The organism is Acinetobacter colistiniresistens, assembly GCF_000413935.1.
GTDB classification, from domain to species: domain Bacteria; phylum Pseudomonadota; class Gammaproteobacteria; order Pseudomonadales; family Moraxellaceae; genus Acinetobacter; species Acinetobacter colistiniresistens.
In genome coordinates this window covers 341,329-353,810 of sequence record NZ_KE340380.1, presented here as the reverse complement: position 1 = coordinate 353,810, position 12,482 = coordinate 341,329, and the positions used below count along the sequence as shown (strand labels likewise).

13 protein-coding genes are annotated in these 12,482 nt (G+C 41.1%); 5 read left to right on the top strand and 8 right to left on the bottom strand.

All coding sequences use genetic code 11. The features are described from left to right. Window positions 1–45: 45 nt before the first annotated feature. The gene (gene tsaA, locus F907_RS08535) at window positions 46–759 is read right to left on the bottom strand and encodes a tRNA (N6-threonylcarbamoyladenosine(37)-N6)-methyltransferase TrmO (RefSeq protein WP_171068380.1); all 714 of its coding nucleotides are present in this window, start codon (window positions 757–759) and stop codon (window positions 46–48) included. Window positions 760–877: 118 nt separating this feature from the next. Here tsaA and F907_RS08540 point away from each other — a divergent pair, with 118 nt between their 5' ends. Continuing rightward, window positions 878–1,657 (top strand): ferredoxin--NADP reductase, encoded by a 780-nt coding sequence (locus tag F907_RS08540; protein WP_005274954.1) that lies wholly within the window; start codon window positions 878–880, stop codon window positions 1,655–1,657. Between the two features lie 126 nt (window positions 1,658–1,783). On the opposite strand, the gene F907_RS08545 is transcribed toward F907_RS08540, so the two are convergent. After that, complete coding sequence (locus tag F907_RS08545; RefSeq protein ID WP_016652269.1) at window positions 1,784–2,344, bottom strand: TetR/AcrR family transcriptional regulator; 561 nt, start codon at window positions 2,342–2,344, stop codon at window positions 1,784–1,786. 452 nt (window positions 2,345–2,796) lie between these two features. Here F907_RS08545 and F907_RS08550 point away from each other — a divergent pair, with 452 nt between their 5' ends. After that, complete coding sequence (locus F907_RS08550; protein ID WP_016652268.1) at window positions 2,797–3,651, top strand: hypothetical protein; 855 nt, start codon at window positions 2,797–2,799, stop codon at window positions 3,649–3,651. A gap of 182 nt (window positions 3,652–3,833) precedes the next feature. Next, window positions 3,834–4,289 carry a DUF441 domain-containing protein gene (locus F907_RS08555; RefSeq protein ID WP_005274944.1) on the top strand — a complete coding sequence of 152 codons (456 nt, stop codon included), beginning with the start codon at window positions 3,834–3,836 and terminating at the stop codon, window positions 4,287–4,289. An 86-nt stretch (window positions 4,290–4,375) separates the two neighbouring features. Here the strand turns inward: F907_RS08555 and F907_RS08560 are convergent, their stop codons facing one another. After that, window positions 4,376–5,296 (bottom strand): LysR family transcriptional regulator, encoded by a 921-nt coding sequence (locus F907_RS08560; RefSeq protein ID WP_016652267.1) that lies wholly within the window; start codon window positions 5,294–5,296, stop codon window positions 4,376–4,378. A 398-nt stretch (window positions 5,297–5,694) separates the two neighbouring features. On the opposite strand from F907_RS08560, the gene F907_RS08565 reads away from it, so the two are divergent. Beyond that, entirely contained in the window at window positions 5,695–6,399 is a 705-nt protein-coding gene (locus F907_RS08565) for an epoxyqueuosine reductase QueH (RefSeq protein ID WP_005274940.1), read from the top strand. A gap of 57 nt (window positions 6,400–6,456) precedes the next feature. Here the strand turns inward: F907_RS08565 and F907_RS08570 are convergent, their stop codons facing one another. Then, window positions 6,457–7,248 (bottom strand): DUF4198 domain-containing protein, encoded by a 792-nt coding sequence (locus tag F907_RS08570; protein ID WP_016652266.1) that lies wholly within the window; start codon window positions 7,246–7,248, stop codon window positions 6,457–6,459. A gap of 196 nt (window positions 7,249–7,444) precedes the next feature. On the opposite strand from F907_RS08570, the gene F907_RS08575 reads away from it, so the two are divergent. Beyond that, window positions 7,445–8,665, top strand: a complete 1,221-nt coding sequence (locus tag F907_RS08575) for an MFS transporter (protein ID WP_016652265.1) — start codon at window positions 7,445–7,447, stop codon at window positions 8,663–8,665. An 82-nt stretch (window positions 8,666–8,747) separates the two neighbouring features. Here the strand turns inward: F907_RS08575 and F907_RS08580 are convergent, their stop codons facing one another. From F907_RS08580 to F907_RS08595, 4 genes are read right to left on the bottom strand one after another with little or no spacing between them, the layout of a single operon-like run. Continuing rightward, entirely contained in the window at window positions 8,748–9,701 is a 954-nt protein-coding gene (locus F907_RS08580; protein ID WP_016652264.1) for a siderophore ABC transporter substrate-binding protein, read from the bottom strand. Between the two features lie 9 nt (window positions 9,702–9,710). Continuing rightward, window positions 9,711–10,475, bottom strand: a complete 765-nt coding sequence (locus F907_RS08585) for an iron ABC transporter ATP-binding protein (RefSeq protein ID WP_016652263.1) — start codon at window positions 10,473–10,475, stop codon at window positions 9,711–9,713. Continuing rightward, a complete protein-coding gene (locus F907_RS08590; protein WP_005241952.1) occupies window positions 10,466–11,422 on the bottom strand; it encodes an iron chelate uptake ABC transporter family permease subunit in 957 nt (318 codons plus the stop codon). The genes F907_RS08585 and F907_RS08590 overlap by 10 nt, the downstream gene beginning before the upstream one ends. Then, a complete protein-coding gene (locus F907_RS08595; protein ID WP_016652262.1) occupies window positions 11,415–12,368 on the bottom strand; it encodes an ABC transporter permease in 954 nt (317 codons plus the stop codon). Before F907_RS08595 ends, F907_RS08590 begins: the two co-directional genes overlap by 8 nt. Window positions 12,369–12,482: the final 114 nt, after the last annotated feature.

Sequence of the window (12,482 nt, the reverse complement as noted above, 5' to 3'; positions counted from 1 at the left end):
CGTCAGTTCCCCAAATTTTTAACACATTTATATTTTTAAAGTTTTTTAACTTTGCTCTATAGCGACAACTGTGACATGCCTATCATCAACTGTAAAACGAATATTCAGTTCTGAAAAACACATCCCATAGACCCGTTCAGCGTCAGCTTGATACGCAGGTCTTGGATCTAAAGATAACACTTGTTCTAGTTCATCGAATATCTTTTTATCCAAAATCCGCTGCCCCAGTAACTGCTGCTGTTGTGACAGAGCAGTTTCCGTCCAACGTACTTTTTTACGAATGGGTTCTTCTTGCGCATAACCACTCATCGAATTCTCGATGGCATCAGAATATTGGATATACGGTTTGATGTCTAAAATTGGTGTGCCATGCAGTAAATCACTGCCCATCACATAGATGCGAACGGCCTTACCTTGCTTTTCAACCCGTAAAAAACGCACCACCGACAAACCAATTGGAGATGGGCGATACATACTCCGCGTTGCAAAAACTCCAATTTTCTGATTACCGCCTAGTCGTGGCGGACGCACCTGCGGACGAAATTTAGACATTTGATTCAAAGAGTTATCTTGATTTTTATTTTCATGAAACTGCCACAGCAGCCACAAATGGCTAAAATCTTCGATTCCCTCAAAGGCTAAAATATCGTTATAGGGCTCCGCCATCTCTATATAGGACTCGACTTGCACGAGATTTGGCTGTCGCGGAATACCAAATTTCTCACGATAAGGAGAATGCATATGGCCGATGACTGGCATGACTACAGAGTTACTCATCACTTTTTCTTATAAACACAATTAAATATATTCAGTTTATCGAGAATGATTTTAGATTAGAATAGCCATCTGTTTCTTTTAACTGTGATCGAGACCTTTAATGGCTGCTTTTAACGTTGAACGCATTACTCATGTTCACCACTGGAATGACACACTTTTCAGTTTTAAAACTACACGCGACACCAGCTTACGTTTTAAAAATGGTCAGTTTGTGATGATCGGTCTTGAAGTGAATGGTAAGCCTTTGATGCGTGCTTATTCGATCGCGAGTGCGAATTATGAAGAAGAACTCGAATTCTTCTCTATTAAAGTACAAGACGGTCCATTAACTTCTATCTTACAAAAAGTACAAGTGGGCGACGAAATCCTGATTTCTAAAAAGCCGACGGGCACTTTAGTCCATGACGATTTATTACCAGGCAAAAACTTATACCTTTTATCTTCTGGTACTGGCCTTGCTCCATTCCTTGCCCTGCTTCGTGATCCAGAAACTTACGAAAAATTTGAAAAAGTAATTATGGTTCACGGTACACGCTATGTGTCCGAACTTGCATATCAAGATTTGATCTTAAATGAACTTCCAAACCATGAGTTTTTTGAAGAATTAGGCATCAAAGACAAACTGGTTTATTACCCTACTGTGACACGTGAACCATTCCATACCCAAGGTCGTGTAACCACGGCAATTGAGTCTGGTGAATTATTTGAAAAAATAGGTTTACCACGTTTCAACCGTGAAACTGACCGTGCCATGTTATGTGGTAGCCCTGCCTTCCTTAAAGACGTTGCGGCACTCCTTGACCAACATGGTTTGGTAGAATCACCACGTATGGGTGTCATGGGCGATTACGTTATCGAACGTGCCTTTGTTGAAAAGTAATTTTCAACCATTAAAAAAACCGAGGTTTTAGCCTCGGTTTTTTTTATTTCAATATGATTAAAATCAAGCTATATTTTATTAATTTTCATAAAACCGTTATTTAATAAAACTAAATATAATAAATAGTTAAGCAGCTTCTAAATGAATTAAACGCTCAATATAATACCAGCACTCTTCAATTTGGGCACGATCCTTATTTACTTTCGCATAAGCAGTCATTCCATCAAGTATATTGATATACATCGCGGTTAATACATGTGGTTGAAACACCTCAGCCTTTTCAAATAAATCTTCAATCAGCGCCATTAACCACTCCCGATATTCAACAATTGGCCCAATAATTGAAGGGTACTGCTGTAATATTTCTAAAGAGGCTTTTTGAAACATACAACCATGAAAATCATCTGTATTAAACCAAGATAAATGCCAAAAATAGACGGCCTTGATTTTCCCCAAATAGTCACCTTCTGGTATTAAACTAATTTCATGTTCAATGGCAGCTTGAATGCTTTTATTCCTACGAGATAGGCATTCTTCGATCAAATTTTCCTTAGAAGGAAAATATTTGTAGAAAGTCATCTTGGCAACGCCAGACTCACTAATAATTCGATCCACGCCTACAGAGCTGTAGTTATGACGGTTAAAAAGGTCTAGAGCCGTTACAATGATATCTTCTTTTTTTGACATTTTATTATCCTTTTAGAATTCTATCAAAAAACTTAATTCATTATTTAGACATAGTTTAGGTGCTGGAATTTTCTGGCCACTCGCTATGTATGTTTATGTTATTGTAAGAGCATTATAGAAAAGTCGTATTTTCTTTATTGTCCCTCTTATAGGGTATGTAAAAATCAGTCTATAAACAAGATCATTTGTAAAAAAATCTTTCTATTTTTAAAATATTTTCTTTTAACGTGAAGCAATTCACTCTTTATTTACAGTTAAGTTAATTAATAAACTTTCTTACTATTTTTTAGCCCATTTAATAAATTGATTTCACAAAAAAATCATTTTATATTTAAATCATCCAATAAAAAGATGTTTGGTTGAACCAATAGTTATATTCATAAGCAACCAAAAAAAATCTAACTAAATAATTGGAAAAGCAATAATATTATTAATTCATCGAGTACAAGACTATGCCAAAAAAATTTGAAAACTTTAACGACCCAAGACAGAAAGCTATTGAAGGTATGAAGAATAGTATTTCTGCCGATGTTTGGAATAAAAACCTGAATTTTCTGAATGAACTTCGTGAAGAAATTTCAAATCATCCAGTTTCACGCCATCCAGCCATTCAACTTTTAAATGACGGTGTTATTGATAAAGAAACCTTAAAACACATTCATTTGGAATATCGTCACGCCATCGTACAGGTATTTACCGATGCATTATTGATGGCACAATTCCAAAGCAAACAATTAGAACCACGTTTATTATCAGGTTCTAAAATGTTTCCTCGTTTTTTACTTAATCTTAATATTTTAGATGAATTCGGTTTCCGCCCTGGGCTGGATGAAGAAGGTTACTATTCAGGCAATCCAGAGTACGCACACTATCCACTGTTTGAAGACGTCCTGAATGACTTTGAACTGAGCCAATCTGAGCGTAATGACTATCAGCCATCTTTAATTGCCCAACGCGTACGTCATTATCTGGAAAACTCTTACCATAGCTATCAAGCTGTTTCAGCACTGTTAGCGGTAGCAGAAGAAGAAGTGATCCTATTTAGTCCTGCATTACGTCAAGCAACCCATGCCGTTGGTTTTGATGTCGATAGTGGTTACTACTATGTCCATGGTGTTTCACATGATGCAACTGCTGAAGCAGCCGATGACGACCATGAAGATGATTTATGGTTCGTATTGGCGCAAGCCTGTGTTGAATCTGAATATGCATCGATTCGTCAAATCTGTCTTGAATACTGTGATTTATGGGAACAGTTCTGGGATGAACAAATTGCCTACTATGGAACATTCAAAAAACTGGCTTAATTTCTTTTATACCAACAGCCATCGTCAACTTTTCAGTTGAACGATGGCTTTTTTACTGCCTGAAAAATTCTTCAATACCAGCATAGCAAAATACCTCGGGTGTCACCTGAAAATGAATTTGGTCAAAGTTAGCCTGTAATTTACGATATAATTCACCTTTCTTTCGCACATATATTCAGCGCATGTTTTCTCAACTCGATGTCAACTTATTGGTTCTTCTCGTTTTATTAGGCTGCGGTATCTTTAGTCAAAATACAGCGGTAACCGTCGCAGCAGCATGTCTCATTCTAGTCAAACTCACCCCCTTGAATCAGTTTTTCCCTTATATTCAAAATCATGGTCTGAATATTGGCATTATTATTTTGACCATCGGTGTCCTTGCTCCTATCGCAAGCGGTAAAATCAGCGGTGAAAGTATCCTGAAATCATTTATCAGCATTAAGTCGTTAGCTGCAATCGCTGTTGGACTCTTGGTCGCATGGCTTGGTGGGCGCGGAGTTAAACTGATGAGTAATCAACCCGATGTTGTTGCAGGACTTTTGATTGGAACCGTGGCAGGCGTTGCTTTACTACGTGGCGTGCCCGTCGGCCCTCTAATTGCGGCTGGAATATTGTCCCTGCTGATTGGTAAATCTTAGTACTTCCCAAGCGAGCAACAAGAACATCGCGCTAATCAATAGCAAGGTAGTGTATTTCCCACTACCTAATGATAAACAATGCTTGATTAAGCCTCATAATAAACAGTACGTAATTTTGAAAACTTCTCCAACTGCTTAATAAAACCTTCAAAATAACTCTTCTCTTTATCCTCGACTCGATAGCCTGCATATAAGGTCCGTCTTAAGCCTTGCGGTGAAACGCAATCCAGACGGCGACTCACCACCCAACCCTTTTGTTCATATTCATTCACCACCCAATCAGGCAAAGCAGCAATGCCTCGCCCACTGGCAACCAACTGAATCAACATTTGGGTTAAATCCGTGGTTCGAATTTGCTTAGGGTGGATATTTGCAGGAAGAAACAAATGCGCCATGATATCCAGACGATGCTTATCAACCGGATAAGTAATCAAGGTTTGCTCAGCCAAATCTTCAACAGAAATCTTTTCGGCACGAACCAAAGGATGTGTATTTGAAAGTACTAGTCGTGATTCGTATTCGAAAATCGGAAAATATTCAATTCCTTTTAATGCAATCGGATCAGCAGTAATCAATAGATCAAATTCCGCATTTTGCAGCAACTCATGCGGATTCGACTCAAAACCTGCTGCAAAGTCTAGATCGACATCGGGATATTGATGACGATACTGATTCAGTAAAGGCATAAGCCAGTCGAAGCAACTATGACATTCCGATGAGAAGATAATCCGTCCGGTTTGCCCATGCACAATACGGGTAATATCGGTTTGTGCAATTTGAACCTGTGGCAATACATCATCTGCCAGTTTCAGTAAACGCTCTCCAACATTGGAAAAACTAACTGGGCGACTACGGCGATTCACTACTTCTACGCCGTACCAATGATCTAATTCTTTTAGCTGATGTGAAATCGCCGAGGGGGTCAGACATAGGTCGGTAGCTGCGGCAACCAATGAACCGTGCTCTCTTAAAGCAATTAAAGTTTTCAAATGACGAAGTTCTAACATGGCTTTGGCCTAGTGATTTAATCCCCTTGCATCACCCATTTTTAAGTGAGACCGACTACAAATCATCATCAAATTCTAAATAGATGGGTATGCCTGCTTATTGAAGGCATGCTGCTGGAAAGATTTTAGTTGAATTTATTTCATCTTAACACAAAACTCATTAGTTTGTCTCAACATAAGCTTTTTCTTTAGGTCTTGCCCCTATGTTATATCAACAATCAACCACCAGTCATCTCATCGTCGTAATCTCCGACTTGGTACAGTTTTGAAACATGACAACGCTGGGGACTTAGACATGGAGTCATTAAAAAATTTCAGCTTAAGCTGAGAACATTTCATTTTATTGAGCCGCCACAGGCTTCTAAAACTTTTACAATAGACAATTACTTTTGCAGACCATGCCTACGATGACAAGACAAAGTCAAAAGACGCTTGAACGCCAAACGCTCAGCCTACCCGAAGGACACAACAAACTGCTGCTGCATTCTTGCTGTGCGCCTTGCTCTGGTGAAGTGATGGAAACCTTGATTGAGTCAGGCATCGACTTTTCGATCTTTTTTTATAATCCGAACATTCATCCTGTGAAGGAATATTTGATTCGTAAAGAGGAAAATATTCGATTTGCCGAAAAACATAATATCCCGTTTATTGACTGCGACTACGATACTGACAACTGGTTTGCCCGTGCCAAAGGCATGGAAAATGAGCCAGAGAAAGGCATTCGCTGTACCATGTGCTTTGATATGCGCTTTGAGCGAACAGCCCTGTATGCCTATGAACATGGTTTTAGCTTAATCAGTAGTTCACTCGGTATTTCACGCTGGAAGAATATGCAGCAAATTAATGATTGTGGTTTGCGCGCAGCGGCACATTATCCCAATATTCAATATTGGGATTATAACTGGCGCAAACACGGTGGCGCCGTTCGCATGCTTGAAATCAGCAAGCGTGAAGAGTTCTATCAACAGGAATACTGCGGCTGTGTTTATTCACTCAGAGATACCAACCGCTGGCGTATGAGTAATGGACGTGATCGCATTCAATTGGGCGTTAAGTTTTATAGTAATGCGATGGATGATGAATCGAATCAGACCAATGAATAATTCTAAAAAATTGATCTCAATAAAAGGCTAATTCATTTGAATTAGCCTTTTAGCTTGTTAATTTACTGCAACACTAATAATGCTATAGAACTGATTGCTTGGCTTTTGCTTCGCATCGACCGCTTCACTGACTTCAATCAGATACTCGCCTGCTTTGGCAAATACCAGATCAGCACTGCCATCTGCCGCTGTTCTTAAGTTAATCCCTTGCTTATCGGTTGCACCTTTAGCGCGAATCACAACATTCGCATTGGCCAATGCTTGATTGGCTTTCGATGCTTTAATTTTCACGGTTTGATTGGCTTTTAACTCACTTGGATGGGTTAAAAACTCAACTTGAATCGGTGCTGTACTTGCCTGCACTGGCGTGTTCTTGTCTTTAGACACATAGGTCAATAAGGTCCATTCACGGGTAATCTCAACAGGCGTAATTTTTTTAGCCTTCAAATCCGCAGGAATGACAAAATCACGCTCAGCTTTTGCAGGTGCTTTGTCTGCTGGCATATCAAAGAACATTTTCCATTGTTTTTGATCTTGCACATATTTCAATGGATAACTGGCGCTGGTTTTAACGCTATACGTCCCCGCTTCAGGCAACTTTAAATCAAATACCGTTGCTGAACCCAATTTAGACTCTGCTGCAATTGTGGTTTTGCTGTTATTCGGACTGGTGACTTCAAACTTGGCATCTTTTAATGCATATTCACTTTGCAAAGCTTCTTCTGCATAACCCGAGATAATTGCGACTTGGGTTTGTTCCGTGGTATACGCAAGCGGTGCAACATAGGGTTCATGAGCAAAACTATAACCTGAAGCAAGCAGCAATGAACTGATCAATAATTTTTTCACTCTCTTTCCACCCTTTATAAAAATTCAGCTAAAAACATCTGCTTTGCATTATACATAAATGAAAATAATTATCATTCAAATAAATTGGTTTTTATGTAGTCCCATCAAATTCAATTGAGATAAAAATTGTGTTCTATTTCACTTTTCTAAAAGCCAGTCGAATATAATACGCCGGTACTTTTTGACTCGAAAGATTATGTCCTCACCAAGCGCTCCCTTAGATTCTGCATCTCTCCACCCTTACTCCTTATTTCTGGTTATTTTCTCCCTTGCTGTGGGTAGTTTCTGTATTGGTACCACTGAGTTTGTAGCGATGGGGCTAATTCAGGAAATCGCCACTGATTTAAATGTCAGTGTGCCGCATGCTGGTTATTTCATCAGCGCTTATGCCCTCGGTGTCATGGTCGGTGCACCAATCATTGCGATCTTAGGGGCCAAAGTACCGCGTAAAACGCTCTTGCTCAGCTTGATGCTTTTTTATGGCTTGGCCAATGCGGCGACGGCTTTTGCAACGACACCAGAAGCCATGCTGCTGTCTCGCTTTATTGCAGGTTTCCCACACGGAGCTTACTTTGGTGTAGCCGCCTTAGTTGCAGCAGAACTGGCGGGTAAACAACGCCGTGCCACCGCAATTGCACAGGTGATGATGGGTCTCACCATTGCCAATGTGATTGGGGTACCGATTGCCACATGGCTGGGTCAACAATTTGGCTGGAAATCAGGCTTTGAATTTTCTGCGGTCATTGCCTTTATTACCCTCATCGGTGTCAGTTTATTTGTTCCCAATATTCCGCTGCAAAAAACTGCCAGCATTCAAGCGGAATTAGCAGGTTTAAAAAATATCAATATGTGGCTCACTCTTGCCGTCGGTGCGATTGGTTTTGGTGGCATGTTCTCGGTGTATAGCTATGTTTCACCGATTCTGACGGAATATACCCATGCCGATATTCGTGTAGTTCCCGTTGCCCTCGCCATTTGGGGCATGGGTATGGTGATTGGTGGCTTGGTTGCAGGCTGGTTGGCAGATAAAAATCTGTTTAAAACCATTATCGGCATCCTAATCAGTTCAGCACTCGCCTTTGTCGCTGCCAGCTTTATGATGTCTCATCTCTATACGGCGATTGCGGCCTTATTCTTGATTGGCTTTACGGTGATTGGTCTTGGTGGCGCCTTACAGACCCATCTCATGGATATCGCAGGTGATGCGCAAACCTTGGCTGCCTCACTGAATCATTCTGCATTTAACTTGGCCAATGCGCTCGGTGCCTTCTTGGGTGGTTGGGTACTCAGCCACAATATGGGCTGGTTAGCACCGATCTGGGTGGGCTTCGTGTTAAGTTTGGGGGGCTTGGCGATTTTATTGATTGCTTTGGCTTATGCCAAATACTCACAAAAAAATGAATCTATCGTATCTTAAAGGCAAATCAAAAAAGAACGATACAGAGAAAACCCGAAGACCAGACTTCGGGTTTTTATTATAAAATCATCCAGCTGAGTCTTTATTTCACCGCATCTGCCACTTCTTTCAGCATAGCCTTCATGCCATCCAAGCCATTATTCATCAAATACCAGTTACTTGAATCCAGATAGACGATATTGCCATTTTGTGCCGCTTTGGTTTGATTGATAATCTTGTTATTCAAGACCTGCTTGGCACCTTGCTGATTTTCAGTAATCGCAGCACCACGGTCAATCACAAACAAATAGTCAGGATTTTTCTGAGCAATAAATTCATGCGACACGGCCATACCATGCAAGCCGACTTTGATCGAAGGATCGGCTGGGGTAAAACCATATAGATCATGGATATTACCAAAGCGTGAGCCTGGCCCATACGCTGCAATCTTGCTGTTATTCACCAAGATCACCAACGCTGTTTTCCCTTTGGTTTTGGCTTTTAAGGCGGCAATCTCTTTTTCTAGCGTTTGCAATTGCTGCTCAGCATCCTGTTTTTTGCCGACCATTTCTGCAATATTCAGGGTCTGCTGCTTAAAGGAGTTGAACTGATCGTTATAGTCCACATCGACAAAATAAGTCGGTGCAATCTGTTTGATCTGATTCACCAGATTTTCCATTCGTCCACTCATCAAAATCAACTCAGGTTGACTGGCTGCAATTTTTTCCAGATTTGGCTCTTTGACTGTGCCGACATCCAGATATTTGCCATCACTATAGTTTTGCAGCACTTTCGGTAATGGCGTTCCTTTCGGCAAAGCCACCACTTTATCATCCGCGCCCAAAGCATGGATGGTATTCAAAGCACTGGTATCCAATACTGCAATACGAGACACGTTTGCAGGAATCGTGATCTGACCCGCCTTACTTTCAAAGCTAAGCGTGTCATGTGTAGCAGTCGTATTCCCTTCCTGTGTTGCAGAAGGTGTATTGGAATTACCACATGCAGCCAGCACCACACTCAGCATCATGACTGGCAATGTTTTTTTGAAAAGCATAACGAACTCCTAACTAATGAAATACAAACCTAATTTATGTTGTTGAACCTGTTGGATCGGGATATGAAAATCAAAAATTTCCTTGAGAATGCGTTCATCCATCATCTGTTGCGGATGGCCCTGATAGACCAATTGCCCTTCTTTCATGGCAATGATGTGATCGGCATAGACCGAGGCAAAATTGATATCATGAATCACCACAATGATGGACTTGCCATGATTTTCAGCCAGATCCTTTAATACTTTCATAATCTGTGAAGAATGCTTCATATCCAGATTATTCAAAGGTTCATCCAACAAGATATAATCGGTGTCTTGTGCCAGAATCATCGCGATATACGCACGTTGGCGCTGCCCACCCGACAATTCACTGAGTTGACGATGGCGTAATGCTTCTAAATCCATATAGGCAATGCAACGGTCAATCACCTCACGATCTTCTGCGGTTAAGCGTCCTTGTGAATATGGGAAACGACCAAACGCCACCAAATCTTCAATGCTCAGCCGTAATTCGGTATGGTTAGACTGCTTTAAAATCGCCAGCTTTTTCGCAATATCGGCACTTTTCATCTGCTGTAAGTCCTGTCCATCCAGAAACACTTGCCCTTGATCCGCCTCGATCAAACGGCTCATGATGGAAAGCACCGTACTTTTACCCGCACCATTCGGGCCAATAAAAGCCGTAAACTGGCCTTTTGTGATGCTCAGTGAAACATCCGTTACCACCTGCTGTTGCTGATAGCTTTTACTTAAATTCTTTAGCTCTATTGCCACTTTTTATTTTCCTTCAGTAATATCCAGAAGAAATAAATTCCACCGACAAAGTTGATAATCACACTGAGCGTGGTTTTAAAATTCAATACATGCAGTACAATGAACTGCCCAATCATCAGACAAAGAATGCTGACCAAAATAATACCCAGCAGTAAAATATGATGCTGATGGGTCTTGAACAGCTCAAGGGTAATGTTGAGTACCAATAAGCCAAGGAACATCATGGGGCCTGCCAAAGCAGTTGCTGAGGCCAGCGCCAAGACCACCAGAATCAATAACAAACGGCTGGTCTTGTCATAATCCAGTCCTAAATTCAGCGCATGATCACGTCCCAGCGCCATCACATCCAGCTTGTGGTAATGCTTTAAGCTATAAACTAGAATCGGCACAATGGTCAGCAGAGACAATCCAACCGTTTCCATTTTCACCACATTAAAACTGGCAAAACCAGCATAAGCGGCGATCTGAAACTCATCAGGATCGAGCAAGACCTGAAAGAAAGTGGTCATATTGTCGAAAAAGGTTGAAAAAATCAGTCCCACCAACAACAGAAAGTAAATATTTTGCTGCGCCACTTTCTGGAAAATAAAGCGATACAGCAATAAGGCAAAAGTGACCATTAACAACAGGCTGATCAGATAATCTAAGACAAAGTTAAGTGACAGCAAAGTACTGGCACCAAAGAAATAAATCATCTTGGTCTTGGACAATTCATACAGCTTATCTAGTCCTAAAGCCTGTGGAGTCACCACCCGATTATTGACAATGGTATGAAAGACCAAAGTTGACACACCGACAGCGACACCTGCGACGATGATGGCCGCAACAGTCTTTAAACGTAAACTTAAGGCATATTGCCATGCGACACCCAAATTCCAGCCCAGATATAAGGCAATGCTCAGCAGCATCAACAGGGCTAAAACGATCAGCTTGGTTTTGTTAGGCATAGCGATACCTCCTGAGCAATAACCACAGGAAAATCACGCTGCCGACCACGCCCATAATCAGACTTACAGACACTTCATAGGGATAGATCACCACCCTGCCAAAAACATCACAAAGCAACACCAGCAAAGCACCCAATAATGCAGTATGCGAAAGCGTTCGACGGATATTGTCACCCAAATACAAGCTCACCAGATTCGGTACAATCAATCCAAGAAAAGGAATTGCACCGACCGTCACAATCACCACACCTGTAATCACTGAGACGAGCAGCAAACCCAGAAACAGGGTCTGCTTATAATTCAGTCCAAGATTGGTAGCAAAATCCTGTCCCAACCCCGCCAAGACAAAACGATTGGCAAAGAGATAGATCAGAATCAAAACAGGAACACTGAGATAGATCAGCTCATATTGGCCATTTAAAATGGTGGAAAAGTCCCCCTGTAACCAACCTGCCAAGTTTTGTAATAAATCCATTTGCAAGGCGATAAAGGTGGTAAAAGCCGAAATAATACTGCCGAAAATCATCCCCACCAGTGGAACGAAGACTGTATCTCGATGCTTGAGGGTCGCCAGAATACTCATAAATGCCATTGCCCCCATCAGTGTCACGGCAATAGCAAAGCCAGTTTTGACAAAGATTGAAGCGCTTGGCAGTAAGATAATCGAAACCAGTACCCCCAAACGGGCGCAGTCATATAAACCAGCAGTGGTTGGAGAAACAAAACGGTTGCGGCTGAGTGACTGCATAATCAAGCCACACACACTTAGACCCGCACCTGCGACAATAATTGCCATGAGACGTGGTAAACGACTGGTCCAGAACAGTTGCCACTCTTGAAGATTACCAGCCCACAAGCCTGCAAGACTCATCTCACCGACACCGACAAATAAAGAAATAAATGCCAAAGGAAGCAATAATAAAATGAGATAACGCCGCTTAATCATGTTGGGAGAACTTCATAGGATGCGCAAACTTAAAATAAGCTTAAAAAATACAAAATAGATAATAAGAAACTATCACAAATGATAAAGATTATTGTTAACTTTTTTAAATGAAAT

Bases quoted from the DNA above. Each gene is read 5' to 3' on its own strand.
- F907_RS08560 (WP_016652267.1), bottom strand. From the start codon at position 5,296: ATGTTAGAACTTCGTCATTTGAAAACTTTAATTGCTTTAAGAGAGCAC.
- F907_RS08595 (WP_016652262.1), bottom strand. From the start codon at position 12,368: ATGATTAAGCGGCGTTATCTCATTTTATTATTGCTTCCTTTGGCATTT.
- F907_RS08550 (WP_016652268.1), top strand. From the start codon at position 2,797: ATGCCAAAAAAATTTGAAAACTTTAACGACCCAAGACAGAAAGCTATT.
- F907_RS08580 (WP_016652264.1), bottom strand. From the start codon at position 9,701: ATGCTTTTCAAAAAAACATTGCCAGTCATGATGCTGAGTGTGGTGCTG.
- F907_RS08565 (WP_005274940.1), top strand. From the start codon at position 5,695: ATGCCTACGATGACAAGACAAAGTCAAAAGACGCTTGAACGCCAAACG.
- F907_RS08590 (WP_005241952.1), bottom strand. From the start codon at position 11,422: ATGCCTAACAAAACCAAGCTGATCGTTTTAGCCCTGTTGATGCTGCTG.
- F907_RS08545 (WP_016652269.1), bottom strand. From the start codon at position 2,344: ATGTCAAAAAAAGAAGATATCATTGTAACGGCTCTAGACCTTTTTAAC.
- tsaA (WP_171068380.1), bottom strand. From the start codon at position 759: ATGCCAGTCATCGGCCATATGCATTCTCCTTATCGTGAGAAATTTGGT.
- F907_RS08540 (WP_005274954.1), top strand. From the start codon at position 878: ATGGCTGCTTTTAACGTTGAACGCATTACTCATGTTCACCACTGGAAT.
- F907_RS08555 (WP_005274944.1), top strand. From the start codon at position 3,834: ATGTTTTCTCAACTCGATGTCAACTTATTGGTTCTTCTCGTTTTATTA.
- F907_RS08575 (WP_016652265.1), top strand. From the start codon at position 7,445: ATGTCCTCACCAAGCGCTCCCTTAGATTCTGCATCTCTCCACCCTTAC.